At 43.9% G+C, this 23,870-nt stretch carries 20 protein-coding genes, 1 other RNA gene and 1 pseudogene; 9 read left to right on the forward strand and 13 right to left on the reverse strand.

Translation table 11 applies throughout. The features are described from left to right. Positions 1–1,018: cache domain-containing protein (locus CXF82_RS17305; RefSeq protein ID WP_257982808.1), on the reverse strand; the 1,018-nt coding region annotated here is incomplete at its 3' end. A gap of 646 nt (positions 1,019–1,664) precedes the next feature. Here CXF82_RS17305 and CXF82_RS17310 point away from each other — a divergent pair. Beyond that, positions 1,665–1,931 carry a RebB family R body protein gene (locus CXF82_RS17310; RefSeq protein WP_101093219.1) on the forward strand — a complete coding sequence of 89 codons (267 nt, stop codon included), beginning with the start codon at positions 1,665–1,667 and terminating at the stop codon, positions 1,929–1,931. A 140-nt stretch (positions 1,932–2,071) separates the two neighbouring features. On the opposite strand, the gene CXF82_RS17315 is transcribed toward CXF82_RS17310, so the two are convergent. Continuing rightward, positions 2,072–2,473: a hypothetical protein gene (locus CXF82_RS17315; protein ID WP_102044659.1), complete on the reverse strand. Its 402-nt coding sequence runs from the start codon at positions 2,471–2,473 to the stop codon at positions 2,072–2,074. A gap of 179 nt (positions 2,474–2,652) precedes the next feature. On the opposite strand from CXF82_RS17315, the gene CXF82_RS17320 reads away from it, so the two are divergent. Continuing rightward, positions 2,653–2,970, forward strand: a complete 318-nt coding sequence (locus tag CXF82_RS17320) for a hypothetical protein (protein ID WP_101093221.1) — start codon at positions 2,653–2,655, stop codon at positions 2,968–2,970. Positions 2,971–3,004: 34 nt separating this feature from the next. On the opposite strand, the gene CXF82_RS17325 is transcribed toward CXF82_RS17320, so the two are convergent. Next, on the reverse strand, positions 3,005–3,904 hold the full coding sequence (locus tag CXF82_RS17325; RefSeq protein WP_102038091.1) for an AraC family transcriptional regulator: 900 nt from the start codon (positions 3,902–3,904) through the stop codon (positions 3,005–3,007). A gap of 97 nt (positions 3,905–4,001) precedes the next feature. Further along, the gene (locus tag CXF82_RS17330; RefSeq protein WP_102044649.1) at positions 4,002–5,576 is read right to left on the reverse strand and encodes an Ig-like domain-containing protein; all 1,575 of its coding nucleotides are present in this window, start codon (positions 5,574–5,576) and stop codon (positions 4,002–4,004) included. Between the two features lie 570 nt (positions 5,577–6,146). Between CXF82_RS17330 and CXF82_RS17335 the strand changes: the two genes are divergently transcribed. Then, entirely contained in the window at positions 6,147–7,178 is a 1,032-nt protein-coding gene (locus CXF82_RS17335; RefSeq protein WP_101098036.1) for a patatin-like phospholipase family protein, read from the forward strand. 41 nt (positions 7,179–7,219) lie between these two features. Here the strand turns inward: CXF82_RS17335 and CXF82_RS17340 are convergent, their stop codons facing one another. Then, positions 7,220–8,458: a DUF2325 domain-containing protein gene (locus CXF82_RS17340; protein WP_180961225.1), complete on the reverse strand. Its 1,239-nt coding sequence runs from the start codon at positions 8,456–8,458 to the stop codon at positions 7,220–7,222. 414 nt (positions 8,459–8,872) lie between these two features. Beyond that, positions 8,873–9,493, reverse strand: a complete 621-nt coding sequence (locus tag CXF82_RS17345) for a hypothetical protein (protein ID WP_101089179.1) — start codon at positions 9,491–9,493, stop codon at positions 8,873–8,875. A 530-nt stretch (positions 9,494–10,023) separates the two neighbouring features. On the opposite strand from CXF82_RS17345, the gene CXF82_RS17350 reads away from it, so the two are divergent. Then, entirely contained in the window at positions 10,024–10,407 is a 384-nt protein-coding gene (locus CXF82_RS17350) for a hypothetical protein (protein ID WP_102044651.1), read from the forward strand. 199 nt (positions 10,408–10,606) lie between these two features. Further along, on the forward strand, positions 10,607–11,251 hold the full coding sequence (locus CXF82_RS17355; protein WP_257982809.1) for a D-Ala-D-Ala carboxypeptidase family metallohydrolase: 645 nt from the start codon (positions 10,607–10,609) through the stop codon (positions 11,249–11,251). A 406-nt stretch (positions 11,252–11,657) separates the two neighbouring features. Here CXF82_RS17355 and CXF82_RS17360 read toward each other — a convergent pair. Next, positions 11,658–11,756 (reverse strand): annotated as a pseudogene (locus CXF82_RS17360) (transposase); the annotation flags it as partial. A 242-nt stretch (positions 11,757–11,998) separates the two neighbouring features. Here CXF82_RS17360 and CXF82_RS17365 point away from each other — a divergent pair. Further along, positions 11,999–13,804: an ATP-dependent nuclease gene (locus CXF82_RS17365; RefSeq protein WP_102044652.1), complete on the forward strand. Its 1,806-nt coding sequence runs from the start codon at positions 11,999–12,001 to the stop codon at positions 13,802–13,804. A gap of 286 nt (positions 13,805–14,090) precedes the next feature. Here CXF82_RS17365 and gcvP read toward each other — a convergent pair whose 3' ends face one another. The 6 genes from gcvP to CXF82_RS17395 all read right to left on the reverse strand — a co-directional run bounded on the left by gcvP (position 14,091) and on the right by CXF82_RS17395 (position 22,598). Next, positions 14,091–16,979, reverse strand: coding sequence for an aminomethyl-transferring glycine dehydrogenase (gene gcvP / locus CXF82_RS17370; protein WP_102044653.1), 2,889 nt, complete (start codon positions 16,977–16,979; stop codon positions 14,091–14,093). Positions 16,980–17,196: 217 nt separating this feature from the next. Continuing rightward, complete coding sequence (gene gcvH, locus CXF82_RS17375; RefSeq protein WP_101091804.1) at positions 17,197–17,586, reverse strand: glycine cleavage system protein GcvH; 390 nt, start codon at positions 17,584–17,586, stop codon at positions 17,197–17,199. Between the two features lie 449 nt (positions 17,587–18,035). Further along, on the reverse strand, positions 18,036–19,130 hold the full coding sequence (gene gcvT / locus CXF82_RS17380) for a glycine cleavage system aminomethyltransferase GcvT (RefSeq protein WP_101091803.1): 1,095 nt from the start codon (positions 19,128–19,130) through the stop codon (positions 18,036–18,038). Between the two features lie 267 nt (positions 19,131–19,397). Further along, positions 19,398–20,618 carry an FAD-dependent monooxygenase gene (locus tag CXF82_RS17385; protein WP_101091802.1) on the reverse strand — a complete coding sequence of 407 codons (1,221 nt, stop codon included), beginning with the start codon at positions 20,616–20,618 and terminating at the stop codon, positions 19,398–19,400. A 65-nt stretch (positions 20,619–20,683) separates the two neighbouring features. Beyond that, positions 20,684–21,916, reverse strand: coding sequence for a 2-octaprenyl-6-methoxyphenyl hydroxylase (gene ubiH, locus CXF82_RS17390; RefSeq protein ID WP_102044654.1), 1,233 nt, complete (start codon positions 21,914–21,916; stop codon positions 20,684–20,686). A gap of 106 nt (positions 21,917–22,022) precedes the next feature. Continuing rightward, positions 22,023–22,598, reverse strand: coding sequence for a UPF0149 family protein (locus CXF82_RS17395; RefSeq protein ID WP_101091811.1), 576 nt, complete (start codon positions 22,596–22,598; stop codon positions 22,023–22,025). Between the two features lie 358 nt (positions 22,599–22,956). Between CXF82_RS17395 and CXF82_RS17400 the strand changes: the two genes are divergently transcribed. The 3 genes from CXF82_RS17400 to CXF82_RS22635 all read left to right on the forward strand — a co-directional run bounded on the left by CXF82_RS17400 (position 22,957) and on the right by CXF82_RS22635 (position 23,803). Then, entirely contained in the window at positions 22,957–23,265 is a 309-nt protein-coding gene (locus CXF82_RS17400) for a cell division protein ZapA (protein WP_101091800.1), read from the forward strand. 89 nt (positions 23,266–23,354) lie between these two features. Further along, a non-coding RNA gene (gene ssrS / locus CXF82_RS17405) (6S RNA) lies at positions 23,355–23,537 on the forward strand. A gap of 131 nt (positions 23,538–23,668) precedes the next feature. After that, entirely contained in the window at positions 23,669–23,803 is a 135-nt protein-coding gene (locus CXF82_RS22635; protein ID WP_257982810.1) for a hypothetical protein, read from the forward strand. Positions 23,804–23,870 lie beyond the last annotated feature (67 nt).

Here is a 23,870-nt window from a genome sequence, read left to right on the forward strand (position 1 = left end):
TCGCCGCGAGCGTTGCCTCCGCCACTTGCGAAGTATTGAGTGCGACCTCATTCGCGGTAGCCGACATCTCAGTGATTGCGGTGACAACCTGATCTGTCTCATTGTTATGACTAGCTAATTGCTCAGCCATCACTTGTGTCTGACTATTAATATTGTCTGCGCCACTCTTTACCTCTTGGGTGACATTGGCGACGTCTTTGATGATCCCCTGCAGCTTATCAACAAACAGGTTAAAAGCTCGCCCAAGCTGGGCTATCTCATCATGCCCCTCAATGTGGAGTCGCTTAGTCAGATCCCCTTCTCCTTTGGCAATATCTTCTAAATTAGTCACCATATTTCTAATCGGGTGAACCATTCGCTGAGCAATAAATAACACTGCAACCGTTATCAAGAACACAATAATAAGGACGATAATCAAGATGGTTATCGCCTTATCTTGCATATTCTGTGTAATAACATCCCGATACTCACTAACCTCTGCTTCGATATCATCAACATAAGCACCGGTCCCAATTAACCAATCGGTACCAGGGATCATCTCACCGTAACCAATTTTCTCAACTAAGCCATTCCCACCAGGTTTATCATTGTGATAACTAAAAATACCATCACCGCTTCTGGCAGCCCTAAGTAAACCGACAACAACTTTTTTGCCGTTGGCATCTGTCATTCCAAGATAATTATTTCCTTCTCTATCAGCGCTAGCGCCATGAAAAATACTAATTCCCTGTTCATCATAGATGAAGAAATAACCCGACTTACCGAAATGCACGTTACGCAATGCAGCTTTCACATCTCCTTGTTCGCCCAGGGACCGCTGGTAAACAACGATTTGAACGCCAATTTCAATCTCTTCTTTTAACATCGTCTTGCGATCTAGAATTAATTTATCTTTGAAAGAAGTAATATTTCTTTCAAGGTTATTCGACTCGATATTGTAGGTAATAGCCATTAAGCTAAAAAAGATCACCACCACAGGTAAAAGAGCAAATAGCAATAATTTATTCTTCAGACTCATATTTATCATTATTTTTATTCTCCAAGAATAACTTTTAGTCGGTATATAACGAGCAAGATCTATCATTTACCCAACCAAATTAATACAAATAAATAACACGCATCTCAATAGTTATAACTTGATCACATTGAGACTTTTACGAGCCTGCGTAACAACGCAGAACTGATGCGAACTGTAGGAAAGAAAGGAGATGTGGATCGGGATGGATCCAACATAAAGAACTAAAAAAGGCAGCCATAAGCTTTAATGCCGATCCTTTAGTGATTTATCGTTCGGTTGACTGTTCCTTTGGATGCTTAAGAATCTAAGTCCTATCTCTAGATCTCTGGTTTTATACAAGATTTTCAAAATATTGACATGATAAATAATTATGGGTGGCCAAGTTATTAACTTGGGAAGGCTATCAGAAGGTAATTCTGAGCGAGTCTAGTTACAGTCATAACTCGAAATAATTTGGCACTATTTGTTAGACGGCTAGATAGGATAGCCATGTTATTTAGATATCACCTCCACGACTATTGCAATGAGTAAGTACTTTGCATTAGAGGCTTGAGGCAGTTTCTTAATCTTAGAGGAACATCTCGATAAACAGATAAACTCGCGGTCATTAAAGCCGCTCTACTTAACGAGTTTAAAGGAATAAACTATGGCATTTCCAACAGCAGTAAATAGTCAAATCACCGACTCGGTATCCCAGGTAAACACTAAAGTTCTTGGTGATGCGCCCGCTGTAGCAACCGGTAACTTCATGCTAGCAACCAGTCAGGCGTTGTCGAATGCGGCTCACAACGCAACAACTGGTCAGCAAAACAACAGCGTTACGGCTCAGGCTGCACTTGTGCAGGGGGTAAATACCATGTTTGCCATCGATGTCGCATCGGCAGCGGAAGGCACTGCAAAGATTTACCGATAAGGTCAATACCGCTGGCGATATTGATAGGGAAAACCAACCAATATCGCCAACTATCTGAAATAGCATAACGGCAATAAATAGTCATGGTGGCCATGTTATTTTCCCACTTATTCATGTTATTCCTATCAGAGAAAAGCTTCCTAAACCAACGCCAACAAACCATGCTGTAGTCCAATAACATTCGCTACACTTGTCAATCTGTCCTTTATCGCCTGTTCAATACCAGTACCGTTCTGAATCAAGTCATTAACGGCAATAAAGGCGATAGTCTTCAGACTACTGCTGTCATAGTGATAAGCGTAACCCGATTCTACAATCCAACCCTCTCCACCTTCTGCGCTCACAGCCGTCAGCAGTGGTGTTTTTTCTTCCAATGTCCTGACCAGAGTAAAGTCAAAAGACAAGATGCAATCTTCATTACCGTACCAATCCGCTTTTACCGCCTGAAAATTAATCCATAACTCGAGCTGGGTTAACAACGGCTTAAGCGAATTCGAAAATTTACCCTCGGCCACTATCGTAATTGGGAGTTCTTGCTGCATATTTTCATTCACTTTAATCATGAGCCATCAGTCATTCTGGTTATAACGTTAGATTTTGCTATCTAACGATCCCTGATGCAACCGTCAGCCAGTAAAAGCGTCGATAAATCGTTCAGTTATGGTACAGCATTCTGCCGCTATATTAATTATCAAAGTAGATGATTAAGCAGAGGCGACAGATGAAGCAATTAACGAAGATGTTAGCAACAGCAGTAAAAACGGTAACCACTATCGCCCTGACCTTGTTTATCTCAATTGGCAGCGCTCATGCTTCCTTAAATACTGCTGTAACAGCAAATTTAGTGAACTCTAAAACTGATAATAACTTGTTAATTTGCCAATATCAGACAGTAACAGGTAGCCATTTTCAGGTGTTTGATAAGGTTTTGGACAATGAGTATGCCTGCCCAACTAACATGCAGGTCGCCCACGAGACTATGCTTACCGATGCTGAAAAAGCTCAGATGAAACAGATGCTCTCTCTGCAGAATTATTAACTCTGGGATAAATAGGGTCAGAGTCTGCTCCTATTTATTGCATTGGCTCTTCAGCGCTCTTTTTCCGCTTAAAGGCTGCCGGAGTGAAACCTGTTAACCGTTTGAAATATTTATTAAAGTGGGTGATATCTTCGAAACCTAGATCATCAGCAGTTTGTTGTACTGATAGACCGTCCATAACGAGCTTGCGCTTGATCTCAAGCGTGATTCTGAAATCGATTAATTGCTTGGTTGTGCGGCCACAGCATGATTTGCATAGCAGGTTTAAGTTCTTGTAGCTTGTGTGCATCCACTGTGCATATTGAAGGGCTTCCCTAGCCTCGAAGAAATGTTGTTCCACTAGACTGATAAACTGATCGAAGCGATCTTTTTGGTGCTCACTCAAGTGGCTAAGATGACTCTTTCTCTGCCGGCCTAATTTGATCAATAAGCTGGAGATCAGTAACTGCACCACCACATCATCGTCAGCTCCCTCATAAATGGCCTTTTTCACCTCTCTTAACAGCACGGTGCAGCTCTCGTTTAAATCCGCAGGTAGTGTCGTTAGCACGGGCGATGACGCCATGCTTTGATGAAACGGAGCAAAGTAAGAAGTGCGTATATTGGAAGCGCTATCGGAGAAGAAGTCCGTGCTAATGTTGACCATAGTACCTTGTGGTAAATCCTCTGGATCGAAGGCGTGTACTTGATTGCGATTAACAAAAATAACACTGCCCGACTGGTAGGGATAGTGTTTGAAGTCGATTAGATGTTGCCCTTGCCCTTTGGTAATGAACAGGAAACAGAAATAATTCACTCGGTGGGGTTGGTAGGGATCGAAGTCGTAGCGACTGAGCCTTTCGCGGAAGCACTCAAGATCCATAACTTCGATACCAGAGTTCTCTATAGAGGGAGCTCGGTAGTGAATGTTGGGAATTGAATCACAATTGTTCATGCATGCCACTATAACACCTCCTTAAAAGAGTGTCTGTGTAGGGACTGGTTAGCCAGCGACAAGTCGCCGCTGGCCAAAGAGTACTAGCAAAAGAGTACTATAAGTGTATTTTCCCTATCCGACTGGCTCGCTCATCATAGTCATCCTCATGACAGCCTGAACAGCTATCAAAAGCACGAAGCCAGGGCTTCATGTAGTCACCATCTGCCGAGAAGTGTCTTGGGTCATCTTTTGCACCCTCCAGATCGATCTTGAACAAATGAGACTCACTAGGCATATGACAATCGGTACACTTAGCGACAAACTCATGAACGGGAGCTGCAATGGCAAACTCCTTGTTATGGCAATCGGTGCACTCACGCACCATGGCGTTATCATGACCTGGCTGATCCTGATATTTTTCAGACTTATGGGGGTTATGACAGGTTGAGCAGGTGAAGTCCTTCTTCTTACCCATAGCCACACCAGTGTCTGGATCAGTACCAATCATGGTTGTGCCCGCGTGACGGCCACCACGACCATCTCTGCGCCCTTCGGGACCAAAACCTGTGTTCAGGCTCAAGCGTGCACCTTGGGTAACTTCGCCAAAGACCTGGTCAAAGGGAGACAAATAATCCGGGTAACGCCTAACGGCATCATCTGTAGTGTGGCACTCAGTACAGGTCGCGGGCTTACCATACCCCATATCCTCTGCAAGGAAATCGTCAGTAACACGTGCTTCTGCAATCTTAACAATATTGTGTTTTGACGGCGTCTTAATATGTTCACTACCCGCACCATGACAACTTTCACATTGAATCCCAGTCATCGCAAACGTGCCATCCATTCCTGGCATATCATCTTGTCTATTCAGGTTGCGGTTATCATTTTCAGTGTAATCCTGCCAACCTGTTGTATGGCATCTACCACAGTAACCGTAGGGATGTGAATCTGGCGCAGTATTGGGTTGATAAGCATACGCATAGGGGATCTGCCCTCCTTTAGGAGCCACCCCAACGCCAGCCTTATCACCAGACATGATATAGCCATTTTGATCGATGAACATCGCACTAGATTTGTAGCCGCCAATGACGTAACTGATGTCCTGCCAGCCTGCGGGGTTACCCAGAGTATTGTCTATATCCAACATTTCCGGCGCACCAGCAAGAGAGGTGAATGGGTAGAGAGGTTCCTCGCCCTCGACCTTAGTCAGCTTAAAATTGTGACCCGTCTCGAAATAGGATTCCTTGTCCGTATGACAGGTAATACAAGTATTGGAACCAACATAGGCCAGCCCAGCAGATGTCACCACAACAGTGACTATTGACTCTGCATCGCCACCGTTACCATCCGAGATAACGTAATTGAGTATGCTAGTCCCCACCTCGGCAGGTTCGAACAAGATCATATTATCCTGAATCGATGCAGCTCCCGTCCCCTCTGACACCATTACGGTTTCGATCGTCAATGCATCACCATCTGGATCGGTATCGTTGGCCAAGGCATCGATAATACTGTTGCTGCCTATAGTGGCCTCCGCATCCACCGGATTAGCAATCGGTGGATTATTTTCAGCTGGAGGAGGAGTTGACTCATCATTATCATCATCGCTGCCACATGCACTCAGAAGGCTGAGAAGCATGGCTGCAATGAGCGTCTTGCGTGGGGCACTGCGCCCGTTAAATTTCATCATCATCATTTCCCTTTATTAGTTGATACAACGGCCCCTAGGTATGGGATTTAGCCCGGAGCGCATTAATTTGTTCATTTGTTAAATTAATGCTAATGCCCATGTCAAAGTAGGTCAGTAAGGGACTGGAAATTGCCGATTAAATACCGAAAGAGAGGAGTGTGAACCAAAGCAGTCACTGGGGCTCATCGAAAGCTGTGATTAACGAATGAGCCACAACATTGGCGCGTCATAGCGGTTGCAAGGAGGATAAGGACGGGGGGTCATTCTTGCTCAGGAGTCAGAGAAGCACCACGACCATAGTGGCCGTAGACCATAGAATAAATAGGTGTCTATGATGGGTTTTTATCTTCTCCCTATACATTGATTACCAAATGTTTTTTGATTATTAATCAAGTATCATCCTAGTTACAAAAGCAGTTAACAAAGATAAAATGCATCCACTAATTAAATTTAATCTGTTAATTCTCTTATTTAAAGATTAACTCTTTTATTAATATTCACTCATGCAGTATTTAATATTAAGAACAACTACCTAGCCTATGCAGCACTTGTTTTTATTAAGGTCAATTTATGTCATTAAATCCTTATTTACCTATTAAACTAGAGGATAACTGCCCTCACATTGATAATAAATTCAACTCAGTTTCATTCCCCATAGCTCACACGGCGCTGGTTGCTGAAGGGGGAGGACAAAGAGGAATATTTACAGCTGGTGTTCTCGATAGTTGGCTTGAGAAAGGCTTTAACCCTTTTAAATTACTCATAGGAACCTCTGCTGGAGCACAAAATCTATCAAGTTATATTACCAATCAACCTGGTTTTGCCCAGACATCTATTGCGAGTTTGTCACGAGACCCTCACTTTTTTAACCTAGGGAGACCGCTAATAGGAAGAAGTACAATCGACCTCGACTGGTATTTTAATCGAGTAGGAGTGGTAAACGAAAAAGGAAACGGATTACTCACGCATAAATTAAATACCGAGTGTGGTTTTAAACGTTTGAAGCAGCGTGAACTACTTATTTCAACCACCAATAGTTCTAATTATCAGGCTCAATTTTTTAGTCCTAATCAAGATAATTGGCTCACTCTCTTAAAAGCTTCAAGTGCTCTTCCGTTTTTGTACAGAAAAGGAGTAAAACTTGGGGATGAGTTTCATGTTGACGGAGGACTATCCGCACCTCTTCCTGTTGAAGAAGCCTATAAACGTGGCGCTCATAAAATAGTTGTAATACGTACTTTACCAAAAGAGTATTCAGCTCATACTCCTTGGATTTATCGTTTAAAATCTTGGATATGTTCATCAAACCAATGCCCAAAAGCTATAGACTACTTTGTGCATCATGAACATGCCTACCGTGAATCACTTAAATTTATTGAGTCCCCTCCTCCCGGTGTTGAAGTTATCCAAATTTTTCCAGATAAAGGATTAAAGAGCAGACTATTAGGCAGTAAAGAGTCCGACATCCATCTCGATTATCAACAGGGCAAACAAGCTGGAAATAAATTTATGGATCAGCATTTACAATCCCTAGTCGAATTTCAGCCCTTAGTCCCAGAAATAAATAAACGAACTGAAGCTAGAGTCGCTCGCTATTGTTAATACTCAAGATAGAGAACCATTATGGGTAGCCAGGTTATTTTTTATAAATTGACGCAGCTTATTTCATTGGCCACGTCATCCATCGCTTTAGCAAAGCTTGATATGCCAGAAGAGGGGATGAACAAGTGACGCTTATTATGTTGCTTACAGAATCGCTTCAATCTGTAGTAGGCGTCGTGGCTGATGCAATCGGAGGCGCAAATAACCGCATCGGCAGACCACAACATGGCATCTAAGCGCTTGCTACGGTCTTGGACACCGCCATCATGATGGCTGAATTCGCCATTACAACGAGACACCAGCTCCCTATATTGTTCAGTCATGCGCTGCAGGCCACCAACACATAAAATTTTCAGACCCTTAAGGTCTGGACAATCGGTGCAAGAAGCGGCACTGCATCTATTACAAGGAGACAGACTCTGCTTTACTAACCCTTCTAGAGATCGGGATTCTTGCTTCTGTAGTTGCAATTTTTGAGTTAAACCCAAAATATTCTCTTCACTGTGTTGCAGTTTTTGCTGCCACTGCAGTTTCTGTTTATCTAAAATCTCAAGCGAGATATTTTTACTCGCCAGTTCGTTATGTAGCTGCTTTAGTTCAAGCGCCGCTGCATTATTATTTCCTTCTCGTTCTAGTCGCTGGCAGTGCTCTTTGAGTTGCAAATTGTCCGCCTTAATTTCAGCCAGCTGTTGTTGTAGATCAACTAGCTGCCGCTCTTTACTAGAGATAGTCTGATGGGCTTTTTGCTGACTTTTATCTAACGATTTTTTCAGTTCTAACAGCTCCTTTTCAACAGTGTGTAGGCGTTTAAGATCCGCACCCTGGCCAGCCCCAATCTGATGAGACAACATATGAATGGTTTCATAAGCCATTTCCTCAATAGTCAGATCACACAAAGGGTGCGTTAACAGTGCCCATAGGGCTTCGGCGCTGGCTCCTCGATCTATATGTTGCTGCCAGACTGGTTTGAGCTCATCGCGACATTTAATCAGACCAAAACGCTTTATAGCGGCAGTAAACTTTTTATCTAGGTGCTTTTGTACCGTCAAAGACAGGTGATGTTTAACGTCACAGTTGGAAACGATCCAAGTGTGTAGCCAGTAATCACTTTTTCGAGCCTGTTCTTTGTCGACAATTTTCTCTGCCAGCTTACGGATCTCAGATGTCGTCAAACAGGTACCTATCACAGGACATAGCAGTTTAGCGCTTAACTCCCACAGTTTACGTTTACCTTTAAAGCAATTAAATGTCTGTGTTCCAGTGGCTGAGATATCACACATGCAGTCCTCCTTAATTCTGTCGCGGCTAAACTTGCCTTTAGCAATGATTGAGTCGTCAATGGCATTAGTGTAACTAACACATCGCATATGATAATAGTTATCATTCGTATGAATAGGAAGTGTTACTTGAGAATATTTTTCGCGAAAGAATAATTATGGGGGCAATGGTATTTTGGTTTTTGTGGCCGCGTTCAACACATGGCTTTAATGATGAGTGTCTATGGTTAGCTGTTGGGTAAAAAGAGGACTGAGAGAGAAAAATTGATGTAGGTGATTAAACTGCAATGACCGTTCGCAATCGCCGCAATACGCACACTCATGCGGTTGCCCTGCTAGGACATTAAATAGAGCCCAAATATAATATCTAAGCTCTACTCCGTTGGAAATAAATTAAGCTGCCTATTAATCCATTTACTAGAAAATACTGGAGAAGAATTTACCTACTGAAGAAATTGCCCCAGAAGTCCAATTTGCAATTGATTTTCCAGCATTACTGAACCATTCTCCGATATCGTTGAAAAAGTTAACAATCGAGCTTGCTAGATTTGCAAAAAACTTCCCTACAGAAATAAGCAAAGTAGTAAAAAATGCACCAATTGCTTCAGTCGCTGATAAAATGCGCTTTTGCTGCCCTGGATGATCAATCCCTGCTTTAATCAACTTATCGTAGTTTTTATTAATTAGTGCATCAGACGCTTTTTTTGCTTCAGCTTTCTGATTCTCCATCGCTTCTACAAATGAATTGGTTGTTGCATCATTAGGTTTTTTATTGTCTTTCAATATAGTAACTGATGCTGTGGCGCCACTCCTTTGGCCTTCAACAAATGAGTTTGTATCGTTTTTATACGCCTCTAAGTCAGCTGTAACTTCCGAATTACCAGCGACATCTGTTGCTTTAAAAGCCATTAACCCTGAGTCATTTGTTGCGCTAGCGTAAAGTAAATCAACCGGAACAGAATAAGTATGAGTTGCACCTGACTTATGGTGTTCACGCATTGCATTCATATGATGTACGAAAGATTCTTGAGCATTCATAGTATTTATCCATTTAGAGTATGCAAGATAATTGGCCTATATCCTTAGCCAATGATTTCGAGCTATAACTTTAGCTAGCGTTGACTGAAATCTCCTTCTGATAACCTTCTTACGCCACTTCCCTATTCCGTTTTAATATAAATCTAGAGCCAGAATTCCGTTAAGGTTATTGATTTAAAGCGTAAATTACGGATTGCTTTCTAGATGGAGAATAGTGAAGCATCCTTATATTCCACTATCTTCAGGTAACCTTCCTTTAAGCGCTTCTAGCTCAGTAAAAACCAAAGGTTGATAGCGACGATCGATAGCCTCCCATTATTAATCAGTCGAAAATTCTAGACTAATGAGCGTACTTCTAAGGCAAGGCATAACAACTTCCTACTTAAGCAATGCCTAAAGCCTAATGAGAGGCACTAAAACATGTAATTAATGATGGGTGTCTATAACTGGCTCAAATGCACAACTGTATACACACAAGTATTCAGCATGGTAATGTAAAGCCAAATTTGTGGTTTTTGAGTAAATTTTTTATGAATTTCATTCTTAATAATTGTGGCAACAGGGTCTATAGCGAACACTACAACCTTGAAAATGTTGTATATGATTTCAGCAGAGGCGCGAATAACAACCACTTGTTCAGCAGCATTAGGAAGGGAGATGAAGTTGTAGTTCTGTCTTACGCTGACATCAACAGCAGGGACAGTGTAGTAGCAGTAACATATTGTTTTGAACGTTTAGAATTAACACACGATTATTACAAGGCAGGTAGAACATCACCGCCTTGCGGCTTAGTGATCGGCTACGAGTTAATGAAATATACGTTTTTAAAGTTTCAAGCTGTGGTTATGTTCCCTGAGATGTTTGATAAGAATGGTAACTTCAAACGTGGTGTAAATATTAAGGAACATGCGTAACAACTAATGATGGGTGCCTATGCAATTCCTCTTTCAAAAGCTTAGTAGGTGGTCGTTATTTATGCCATTAACTGTGGCTGGCACCTTTTGCCCGAGCGAAAGCAGCTCGCGAAGAGATCTAAGAATGTGCTGATATCCATCCTATACTCAATCAAAGGCGATCGGCCTTTGATTGCTATTGACGGCCTAGGGGATGGATATGAATGTATTACGAATAGTACTGTTATTACTGGCGGTGATGCCTATCACCACGGTCGCCGATGTCGATAAGCAAACCCTCGATAAAATCTATCAGCTAGATATTAAGCTCACCGAAGAAGACTTGCTCGTTAAGGTGCAGGGCTATCCGGTGCCAACCTACGACGCCTTTCATGGTTGGTTGATTATTAACGACGTCGAAGATCGCTACGATGAGATAACAGCATTCTTTGCTAAACAGGGCGTCGAGAAAGTTATTCCTATTTACTTAGCGATGTTGCAAGGCACTAGTTGGGAGATGAAAGGCACCTCCGTTTTTACCTTTCCCGAGGTCGACCAATGGCAGAGCATGGCTAATACGCTGATCTTTTTACAGCAGGAAATAGTGCCGATTATCGGCGATGTGATTCCGGTCTCTGGTGACCGTTCCGATGAGTATAATCGCCTAGCTGGCGGTGCCGGACAGAGTAAGCACATGCAGTTCTGCGCCTTGGACATGGTGCCGGTTAAGAGCTACTCCCGCGAGGAATTAATGTCAAAGCTGAAGGAGATACATAGTAAGGTAGGGCAGAAATATCAGGTCGGTTTGGGTATCTATGGCGGTATTCGGTTTCATATCGACACCTGCGGCTTCCGCCAGTGGTAGTGTCTAAACAAGTAGGGTCAGACTCTGACAAATCCCCACAAAAAAAGCGACCCCACAAGGTCGCTTTTTCAATTCTCTAACTAGAAGAAACCATCAAACTCACAGTTTCCATAATGGCGTTACTGCCGATGATAAGACAAGGAAGCCGATGGTTTTCGCCGCTGAGTTAACTCCGGTCAAAGCAGCGACCTATAGCTACCCATGTTAAATCAATAATAAGGACTGCTTGTTAAATAAAAAGCTCAAGACTAATCAGCGTACTTCTAGGACGGGGCATAACAACCTCTTACTTAAGCAATACCTAAAGCTTAGTAAGAGGCACAAAAACATGCAATTAATGATGGGTGTCTATGATTGGTTATTATTACTCTATGATTGGCTTGATGGGTGTCTATGATTGGTCTCTTTCATCTCCGCACAGAAAGGCGCGCCGAACTACGCGGCTACAACAATGATAATAAGGAGTGTCTTCAAGACTAATCAGCGTACTTCTAGGACGGGGCATAACAACCTCTTACTTAAGCAATACCTAAAGCTTAGTAAGAGGCACAAAAACATGCAATTAATGATGGGTGTCTATGATTGGTTTTCTATGATTGGTTTGTTTGCATTTTGGCTAAAATAACGACATTTCGTGTGAAAATAGGAAGGGGACTGAGAGATTAATCACAGTTTGTTGGCATATGCTGAGAGAGACTAAATGCGTGATATTTCTCACTTAATTATACAAAAACAAAAAGAGGTTACATGTACCTACATACATTATCTATTCAAGGGTATAAGAGGCTCATAGATGTAAATATAGATTTTAATGATGCCACATTCCTAATTGGACAAAATAACAGCGGTAAAAGCTCTTTAATTAGTGCAATAGAGCTATTGCTAACTAATAAGCAAATACCAACAGAAGACTTCAATCATCAAGTTAATATTGAAACTGGCGAAAGTGAGATAGCTACAGACCAAGTAGTGATGCAAGCTGAATTTAGGAACGTTAGTGCGTTATCTGATACTTGGAGAGGGTTTAAAGGTAGGACGTACACTTATGAAGTTCCCGATGGAGAGCAAGAATCAGGGGTTTCCATTATTTATAGAAAGGAATGGGGACCCGGTAAGGCTCCAACTCAATACCTTAAAGCATTCGAGCGTATTTTAAAAGATGAGTTCGCAGGGGTGAATAAGATTGAACAGTTGATAGAGCGGGGTATTCCTGAAGCTGTTGTAATGGAAACTTTTGATAAGCTATCGGGCCCACTGACAGCTAAAGCAGTTAAGGATAAGTTAGATTATATAGATGAGTTATGGAACATTACTGAAAATGAGACATTTTTTAAGAATCCAGGCGGAATTGCAGGTAATGTATTGTCCCGACTTCCAAGGTATTTATTGATACCGGCTGATGGAGGTGAGTACGAACTTTCCAAAACTAGTGGAACTCTTCAAAAAACACTCAAGGAGTTGTTTAAAGAAGTTCGAGACCGTTCACCAAACTACGCAGAAGCTCAAACTTGTCTAAATAGCTTAGCTGCTGAATTAGACCCTGCTGATGTAAATTCTGATTTTGGAAAAATGTTAGGCCAACTAAACAATGTAATGTCATCTGTTTTTCCCGAATCATCAGTCCATGTCACTGCAAACTTGAGTAATCCAGACGAAGTTTTAGTGCCTCAGTTTGATATAGAAATGGAAAGTAACGTTAAAACTCCTATTCAAAATCAAGGCACTGGTATGATTAGGGCCGCTGTATTTAGTTTACTTCGTTTCCGAAAAATATGGGAAGAAGAAAGGGCAATTCAGAATGACCGTGGTTTAATCATTTGTTTTGAGGAGCCTGAGATATTTTTACATCCTTCAGCCGCCAACCAAATGAGAAATACCATATATGAATTGGTGTCACCGAATTCACAAATCATAGCGTCTACTCATTCTCCATACATGATAGACCTGTCCAAAAAACCTAGGCAAAATTTAACTAGGTTTGTAAAAGACAGAGTTGGCAGTAAAACTAACACTTTCTCAGTATCTAAAGCTTTCAAACAATTACAAGATAATGATAAAACATATGTGAAAATGGTTCTGAAAATTGATGATTATGTAGCAAGGGCATTTTTTGGAAATCGAACAATTTTAGTTGAAGGTGATTCCGAAGACATAGTTATTAGAGAGACCATTAAAAGGTTACCTATAGAAGTAAGAAATCATGTAATGAGTAACTGCGAGGTAATCAAGGGAAGAGGGAAGCCAGTATTAAAATCATTGATATTATATTTGAAAGCAGTTGGTATATCACCGATTGTAATGCATGATTCAGATACTGGTGTCGCCGGCGCAGTAGTTCATAATGCTCCCATTAGAGCTGCTTTAGGTAATGACGATAACCTATACGTTTTAGAAAGGTTTCTTGAAGATGTTCTAGACTATCCAGCCCCTTCAAGCGAAAAACCTTATAAGGCGTATTGCCACACTCTAGGATGGGGTGAAAACTATGCAGATATTCCTGAGGCTTGGCGTATTATCTTTGAAGGGCTGATGGGAATTAGAGGTATGGTATAAAAATCTCTGATCTCAACCGTATCCTTGAGGCGTTAACCTCCCTTGAGTGACAAAGGGAATATAGTTAATTAGCTGATTTAGTCTTTGTTTGCGAAGCGAGTAACTGCTGACTTGTAGTGTAATAAACAGGGTCAAAGCAAACTTAATCTCCACAAAAAAAGCGACCCTAAGGTCGCTTTTTCAATTCTTTAACTAGCAGAAACCATCAAACTCACGGTTCCCATAATTGCGTCGCTGGCGATGCTAACTCTTTATGAAAGCTAGCAGTAGCGAGCCCAAGCAGCAATTATTCGTAGTCAGAGACTGGGACACAAGCACACATCAAATTACGATCCCCAAACACATCATCGATACGGTTAACCGTAGGCCAGAACTTGTTTAGCTTAACCGCTTTAGTTGGGAACACAGCCTCTTCACGCGTATATGGACGTGAATCAAATTCTGAGTCCATGATATCGGCTAAGGTATGCGGCGCGTTGTGCAGCGGGTTGTTGTCCGCTGGCCACTCGCCTGCTTCTACCTTGGCAACTTCACCGCGGATAGACACCATTGCTTCGATAAATCTGTCTAACTCAACCTTAGATTCTGATTCTGTCGGCTCAATCATCAAGGTTCCCGCCACTGGGAAGCTCATGGTTGGCGAGTGGAAACCGTAATCGTTCAGACGCTTAGCGATATCCATCTCAGTCACACCCGATGTCTCTTTAAGCGGACGCAAATCGATGATGCACTCATGGGCAACACGGTCATTTCGGCCAGAATAAAGAATCGGGTAATGCTCAGACAGTTTCTTCATGATGTAGTTAGCGTTAAGCAATGCCACTTGCGTTGACTGACGAAGCCCCTTCTTACCTAACAACTTGATGTACATCCAAGTGATAGGCAAGATGCTTGCGCTGCCGTATGGCGCTGCAGATACCGCACCATTATTGTCAGACTCAAGACCGTGCTTAATCACTGTGTGACCCGATAAGAATGGCGCAAGGTGCTTTTTAACACCGATTGGGCCCATGCCTGGTCCGCCGCCGCCATGGGGAATAGCGAAGGTTTTGTGTAAGTTAAGGTGCGATACATCCGCGCCGATAAAGCCCGGTGATGTAAGGCCAACCTGTGCGTTCATGTTGGCGCCATCAAGGTAAACCTGACCGCCGAACTCGTGAATAACTTCACAAATTTCGCCGATGCTTTCTTCATACACACCGTGAGTCGATGGGTAAGTCACCATGATGCAAGATAAGTTGTCAGCCACTTCTGCGGCTTTGGCTCTTAAGTCATCCATGTCGATGTTACCGGCTTTATCACAGGCGGTAACTACGATTTTCATGCCAGCAAGCTGGGCTGATGCTGGGTTGGTACCGTGAGCTGATTGTGGGATAAGACAGATATTTCTGTGCGCGTCGCCACGTGACTCATGGTATTGCTTAATCGTAAGTAGACCAGCGTATTCACCTTGTGCACCCGAATTTGGCTGCAGTGATACCGCGTCGTATCCGGTAATTTCCACCAACCACGTTGATAGCTCTTCGAGTAACTGTGCATAACCTTCCGCTTGGTCTAGCGGGCAGAATGGGTGCATGCTACCAAACTCAGGCCAAGTGATAGGCATCATCTCGGTGGCTGCGTTTAGCTTCATGGTGCATGAACCGAGCGAGATCATTGAGTGGTTCAAGGCCAGATCTTTATTCTCGAGACGCTTGATGTAACGCATCATCTCGGTTTCGCTCTGGTAGCGATTAAACGTTGGGTGAGTCAAGATTGCATCGGTGCGCACTAGCTCAGCTGGAATTGATGTGCTGCCGTTAGCCACAATAGCGTCATCAAGCTTAGCGACGTCTAGACCATGATCTGCGCCCAAGATAACGTCAAATAGCTCAGCTACGTCACTGCGGGTGGTGGTTTCAGCCAAGCTGACACCCAGCATGCCGTCAGCGTCGATGCGCAGGTTAAGGCCTGCAACAGCTGAACGTGCAGTCACTGCGGCAACGTCTAAGCCTTTAAGTGACAAGGTATCGAACCAAGTGTTGTTAACCAGCTCAACGCCTTTGGCGCTTAGGCCAGCTGCCAAGATATCGGTTAAGCGATGGATACGCTCTGCAATCACCTTAAGGCCTTGTGGGCCGTGAAATACTGCGTAGAACGACGCCATGTTGGCCAGTAATACCTGTGCGGTACAGATATTGGAGTTCGCTTTTTCGCGGCGAATATGTTGCTCGCGAGTTTGCATTGCCATACGCAGTGCACGGTTACCGCGAGTATCTTGTGATACTCCGATAATACGACCGGGCAGTGAACGTTTAAAGGCGTCACGTGTCACGAAGAATGCAGCGTGTGGACCACCAAAGCCCATTGGCACACCAAAGCGCTGTGAGTTACCCAATACGACATCGGCGCCCATAGAACCTGGAGATTTAAGCATCACCAGTGACATGATGTCGGCCGCGACTGAAACGATGGCCTTTTTCTCATGCAACTGGGTAAAGAGTTCTGTGTAATCGCAGATTTGACCGTAGCGGTTAGTGTACTGGAACAGTGCACCAAACAGCTCGTAGTTAACGGCGTCAGCTGCAGGGCCAACAACGACTTCAAAACCAAAGCATTCGGCGCGGGTTTTTACCACGTCGAGTGTCTGTGGGAATACGTCATCTGCCACAAAGAAGATGTTGGCTTTTTTCGCTTTAGAAACACGCTTAGCCAGCGCCATTGCTTCCGCGGCAGCGGTGGCTTCATCAAGCAGTGATGAAGAAGCAAGATCAAGACCAGTAAGGTCCATTGATAGCTGCTGGAAGTTAAGAATCGCTTCAAGACGACCTTGAGCGATCTCTGGCTGGTATGGCGTATACGCCGTGTACCAACCTGGATTTTCAAGCACGTTACGTTGGATAACGCTCGGTACTTCAGTACCGTAGTAACCCATACCTATGTAGCTTTTAAAGACTTTGTTTTTATCCGCAATTTGACGAATATAAGCCAAGCCTTCAGCTTCACCACATGAATCGCCAACGGCGAGATCACGATTAAGAAGAATTGATCCTGGCACGATTTGTTCGGTCAAGTCTTCTAACGATTCAGCACCCACAAAATTCAGCATCTCTTGCTGCTGTTCGGCACCTGGACCGATATGACGGCGAAGAAATAATTCGTGCTGCTCTAACTGCGTAAGGGTTTCTTTGGTCATGAGTAACCTGGTTCCATATTTGCCAGTATCCAACCTGTAGGGGAGCGGATTTACTGGTCTCGTTGTTTTAGACCAATGTCACTATCGAGCATATTTGCTCATTTAATGAATGGCATTGGTATGGTCTCTATTTCAACTGTTCACGTTATCGGGCATTGCCATATAACGGACAAAGCCCCAGTCTTTAGCAGAGTGGGGCTTTGTTGATTATCACAACTTATTCGTCGTCGATAACCGCTTGATAGCCTTCGGCATCAAGCAAATTTTCTAGCTCAGCGAGGTCAGTAGGCATGACGCGGAAGAACCAGCCATCACCAAATGCATCACTGTTAACAAGCTCAGGTGAATCTTCTAGCGCTTCGTTAACGGCAAGAACTTCGCCCGTAAGTGGTGAGTAGATGTCTGACGCGGCTTTTACAGATTCAGCTACGGCACAATCTTCACCGGCGTTTAGCTCGTCGCCAACATCTGGCAGCTCAATAAACACCATGTCACCCAATAGCTCTTGAGCGTGCTCACTGATACCTACTGTGTAGCTACCGTCTTCTTCTTTACGGATCCATTCGTGAGAAGAAGCATATTTAAGTTCAGCTGGGATATTGCTCATTGGTCTTAATCCTTATTCGATTGTTCTAATTTTGTAATTTAATAAGACGTTTACTGATTTGCCTATTTAGGCTTATATCAGTTTTTTGCGTGTTTTCGCAGCGGTTTCAGCACTCTTTTGCCATTAATCTATTGGATATTGTTTCAATACACTTCAATAGGATAAGGCTATTACTCATCATTATATTCACCGCTAAGCTAAACGCTAATGAAAAATGATTTTTAAAGTGACCTGAACTGCTATTTTACCCTACTGGCCAAGTCCATCAACGTACTTAGCCAATAGTCATATATCTATGCCATGAATGCTCTATACATTCACCAACATTTTTTGAGGTGAATACGCAGGAATTTCGTTCTAATTTTAGGAGCCAGCGCGCAGTTGATACTTATCAATGAGCACTGGCGACACTAAAGTAGGGCGAAATAACCAGTATTAACCCAGAAAAACTAAAACGCTTGCTTACCATTACGCACGAAACTTGGTTTGATTACTTTAACAGCGACGCGCTTTTTACGCATCTCTACTTCAGCAACATCACCAATAGTATTAGGTACACGCGCCATGGCGATAGAGTAACCTAGCGTTGGCGAGAAGGTGCCACTGGTAATAGTGCCTTGTTGCTCAACACCGTCGCTGTCGGTAAAGAATACTGACATGCCGTGACGGATAACGCCTTTAGCGTCCATAACAAGGCCGACTAACTTGTCGGTGCCCGCTGCTTTAATCGCTTCAAGGGCTTTACGGCCGTTGAAATCGCGATCTTCCGGTGCCCATGCCACTGTCCAGCCCATGTTAGCCGCCAGTGGGTTAACACTTTCGTCCATGTCTAGGCCGTAAAGGTTCATGCCCGCTTCAAGACGCAGCGTGTCACGCGCGCCAAGTCCACATGGCTTAATGCCAGCGTCTAAAAAGGCTTGCCATAATGCTTCGGCCTCAGCTTCAGGAACGATAACTTCGTAACCTGTTTCGCCGGTGTAACCGGTAGTGGCAATAAAGAGAGAGTCTGCTTGCACACCAAAGAATGGCTTCATGCCTTCAATCGCGGTGTTTTGCGTGGCGTTAAATACCGTAGCCGCTTTTGCTTTGGCGTTAGGGCCTTGAACGGCAATCATTGCTAGCTCTGGACGCTCAGTCACTTCGACGTTGAAACCTTTAACTTGTTCGTTTATCCAAGCAAGATCTTTTTCGCGAGTCGCTGAGTTAACCACTATGCGATATTCAGTGTCTGACAGGTAATAAGTAATGAGGTCGTCGATAACGCCGCCATTATGGTCCAGCATTCCGCCGTAAAGCGCTTTACCAGGTACTTTTAGCTTGGCTACGTCATTGGCTAGCAATTTACGTAAGAAGGCACAAGCGTCGTCACCAATCACATCGACGACTGTCATGTGTGATACATCGAACATACCCGCGTCTTGACGTACTGCGTGGTGCTCTTCGATTTGTGAACCATAGTTAAGTGGCATATCCCAACCGTGGAAATCTACCATCTTGCCATTTGATTCTAGGTGCTTGTTAAAAAGTACAGTTTTGTTAGCCATTTCTTTCCCTTCTTTGGGGTATTCGAGTCTGCAACTGGTGTAGGGTGCTTGTCACCAGATCAATTTGGTCGTATTAAAATGCGGCGAAATTATACCTTGAGTATTGCTTTTGTATACAAAAGAATTTTCTAATCCGAACAGTTTAGTCATTAGTTTTTCTCATGCTGTAATGGTAATAATTTCATACCAAAATGCTGTTTTCCAAAGATAAAACAACAAGTACATGAAATAACAAGCTTATTCAGCTTTAGCTAAAACAGAAGAATGTTAATCTTGTTCACTTTTACACAGCTTGGGTAAGCTTTTTTTGTTGCCGAGCGCCTGCTGAATAAACAGTGTTTTCAATGGCGCAAAATTATCAACGATATTTAAGCCAAGATCGCGGATGACTTTCTTGAGAGGATTGGTGCCCTCAAACAGTCTTTTAAAGCCTTCCATTGAGGTTATCATCTCTAACGCTTCGGCTTTACGCCAGCGCTCAAGACTGCGCAGATGACGGTAATCACCAATGTCTTTACCCTGCTCTTTTAGCTCACTGATGGTTTCTATAATGCTGGCGGCATCTAAGAAACCTAAGTTAACGCCCTGACCTGCTAATGGATGAATGGTATGCGCGGCGTCGCCAGCCAATACCAAACGGTGACGAGCAAAGTGGCGCGCATAACGCATACGGAGTGGAAATGCTTGGCGATCACTTTCCAGTGAGCACATGCCTAAACGGCCATCGTATGCGGCGGTCAATGCACGTTCGAACTGCTGCTTGTCGAGTGCCAGTAGCGCCTCGGCTTTATCGGGTGACACCGACCATACAATTGAGCAGAGGTTTTTTTCGTACAAAGGCAGGAAAGCCAGTGGACCTTCACTATCAAATACCTGCCTTGCCGTGTCGCCATGGGGCAGTTCGGTGCGGATCGTAGCGACAATGGCGTGGTGGTTGTAATCCCAAAAAGTCATCGGGATTTTGCACTGTTCGCGCACCCAAGAGTTGGCGCCGTCTGCGGCCACCACTAATGCAGCGCTGATGTTGTCGCCATTATCTAAGGTTAACCATGCTTCACGTTCACCAAAGGCGATACGCTCAAGACGCTGGTTTTCGATGTAGGTCAGTTCGCTAAACTCTGTTGCGCGTTCAGCTAGTGCAAACGCGATAGAGTCGTTTTCAATGATGGCGCCAAGATGAGTTTCGCTAAGGGAATGTGCATCGAAGTCAATTTTGCCAAGGCTGTCTTTGTCCCACACTTGCATTTTTTGGTAAGGACTAATGCGGTTTGCCGCCAAATATGGCCATGCACCTAGATTGGTTAGTAAGTGCTGACTTGCTTTATTAATGGCACTCACTCTGAGTTTAGGCGGGCCAGATACGGCGTGGGTTTGGCCGGCATCAATCACCACAACGTTAATGCCTTCCATTGCCAAGCCAATGGCGGTCGCTAAACCCACCATCCCACCGCCAACAATCGCGACATCATAAGTTTGTGTGCTTAACATTTTTAACCCTTACTCATTTAACTAAATTGAATATCAACGGTGCTGACTAAATCAGTCAGCTTGGCTCAACTTTTTGTCCAGCCCATGGCTTTTCGCGCCACGGGCGCTTTCAGCGGCGGAAACCAAGATAATAGGCGTAAGCCTAGGTTTCGGCCAATGACTAACGGCCAGTGATCATTAGAAAAGCCGCGCACTAAGAACTCAATATTGTTCATGGTGCTTTCTCGGTCGACATTGCGACGCGCTAGATAGTCGTGCGTCACTTGGCTTAGACCGATATCTAACTCACTGTTTACACTGTGAGTGAGCGATTGCTTTACCACCTCAAGTAAACTGACCACGTCGCGCAGCCCAAGGTTAAAGCCTTGTCCTGCAATAGGGTGCAGTGTTTGCGCGGCGTTACCTAAAAAGACGGTGCGATGATAGATAGGCCTTGGCATATACGACAGCATTAACGGATAACTAAAGCGCTCACCGATATCGATAAAGCGCCCTGCTCGGTAACCAAATGTGCTTTGCAGTTTTTCGATAAACTCCGCTTTGGGCGCCTTAAGCAGTTGCTCCGCCTCTGCGGATGACAACGCCCACACCATAGAAAGTCGATGTTCGCCATTACGTTTAGACATCGGCAACAAGGCTAATGGCCCCGTTTGGGTGAATCGCTCAAACGCCCAACCTTGATGCGGCTGCTCGGTTCTAATATTAGTAATGATCGCCGTTTGCTGAAAATCGACCTGCTCTAATGGCTGTTTAAAAGCATGGCGCACTTTAGAGTTAAGACCATCGGCGGCGACCAAGAGTTTGGCGGCGATCTGTTGACCGCTGTCTAAAGTCAGCAACTGTTGTTCGGCTTGTGCCTCAACGTCAGTCAAACTGGCAGGGCAATATAACTGGATGTCACTTTTTTCTAGTTGACGGAACAGCTGTTGCCCTACTGCTTCGAGTTCAACCACTTGCCCTAAATAAGGCAGCTGAAGATCGTCGCTATTGAGCTCGGTCATGCCGAAATTGCCGCGATCAGAGATATGGATATTTTTGATTTCGCTGGCGAGCGCCGCAATGTGTGGCCATATCTGCAGTTTTTTTAACTCGAAGATAGAACCATGAGAGATGGCAATAGAGCGAGCATCGAATCCCGGGTGTTGCTCATTAGGGCGATGCGCTTCAATCAAGGCGATTTTAAGAGGTCGTTCAGTTTGCTTGGCAATCTGCGCGAGTCCAAGAGCTAATATCGCCCCTGCCATTGCGCCGCCGACGATTGCAATATCAACCTGTTCGACCGCATGTGTATTAGCCATGGAATTTTTAACCCGATAACTGATGTTATTGCTGTTACTTATCTTAGTCTCTTAGAAACCAAAACCGCCATAACACGAGTGCGATGGCGGCTTAAGCAACGGACGTTTAGTGCAACACACCAAGGTCTATTGGTTTGTCGTCTTCGATTGCTGGCCCAAACTCTGAGTAACATAGCAATGCAGCCATGCGAGTGAACTCCATCAGCTCGATAAGTGCCGCTTCTGACTCATCGTCTTCAGCTACATCAAATTCTACCTGGGCAATTTCGGATAGGTCTTGGATCACTTCGCGCACCTCTTTCGAGGCTTTATTCAATTTAGGTTGAATAATTGCAATCCCAGTCAGGAAGCTCTGTACCCATAACGATAGCGCTTCAACACGCTTTGATATTGGCTCCTCTTCCTCTGGCAGCATAGGGTTAAAACCAAAGTCAGTATCGGACAGACGCGTGACCGCATCTTGATAGAGCTCTTCGATTAACAGCTGTAATTTTGGAGGTAGTGCTTGGCCGTCATTCATCAGCTCTAATAAAGGTGATGTCCAACCTTTAGATGATTGTTCAACACCGCCACAGATCAAGCCGACTAAAGCGCCGTGAACTTCGACAGGGTGCTGAGCAATTTCAGCTTCGTTGAGTGCCGCAAGTAAGTTATCCATGCGGAGCGTTGGGAGGGTCGCCATAAAGTCATTTCCAGTCGCAAAATTTACTAGCTTCATGCTAGCAGAACTGATGGATTCGACCAAGAGTTGCCACCATAAAGTGGTTAAAAGTTTGCGGGCACCACCACAAAAGCAATAATCAAGAATGCCAAGGGCAATGGTAATGGCTATCGATACCTGAAAACGGCTGCCAATAAAGCCATACTTAAATCGGCGAGCAACCATAGCCATCGCCAAAACCGCTCTATGTTTGTACGCCAATGGCTATCTAAACAACAATTAATCTAAACTATCTAAGTTTAGGAGGTGATGCTGTTGCACTTTGCTTTTTAGACCGATATAGTCCGCTCAAGTACACGGTTAAAGGATTCCTTTAGGAATGGGTAACAAGGCAATTGAAATTACCCTTATGGGGCGCACCTACTCTATCGCTTGTCCAGATGGACAAGAGACAGCACTTAGGCACGTTGCTCATAATCTTGAAAATCAGTTATTGTCGTTAAAAGCACGCACCAATAACATTAGTCGTGAAGAAATTGCCATTATGGCCGCATTAAATACCGGCTATGAGCTGTTGGAAGAACAACAGAAGAATCAAGATTATAACAAGCAGATGGATGAAAAAATCGGTTTGCTGCAGTCAACTTTAGAGCATGCATTAGTAGAACGTTCTACTAAAGAGGCCTAAAAAGGTTATAATCTGTTTTACTGAAGCTGTACCTAATTAGTGTCGTAAGCCATTTAGAGGTCAATTGACCTGCTTACGAATAAAAGTTTTGCTCCCTGGGATTCGCGCTAGCTGGCAATGTCCCTGTGCCGATATTTACAAAACCCAGGGTGAACGTTTTACTGACATTGTGCAAGCTCGGCTCGTATCGAGAAGCCTTAGGAAGTATGCGTTTACCCGCCTTGAACTACGGTTCAAGGGCTACGTCAAGCGGTCGGTGTTCCGGGGAGCAATTTAAATTTACTGAAAACCACTCTTTTTATTAAGAGTGGTTTTTTTGTATCTGTGGATCTAAGTCGGATAAAGCTGAGACGGTGAAAAGCCGGATAGTGCAGAGACGTTACAGAACGGGAATGCGAAGACGGTGGAAAGCAGGGTAAAGCCGGACAAGCAGAAAAAGCAGGAAGAGCAGGAAGAGCAGGAAGAGCAGGAAGAGCAGGAAGAGCAGGAAGAGCAGGAAGAGCTAAACATCATCAAGCCACTTTTTATTAATGTTTGAGCAGTGCAACTAAATCCACAGCTAGATCGCCCTATCAAAGAGTTACAACTTGAATAATCCCCTACCT

This window comes from Shewanella sp. GutDb-MelDb (assembly GCF_002836075.1).
In the GTDB taxonomy this organism is placed as follows: domain Bacteria; phylum Pseudomonadota; class Gammaproteobacteria; order Enterobacterales; family Shewanellaceae; genus Shewanella.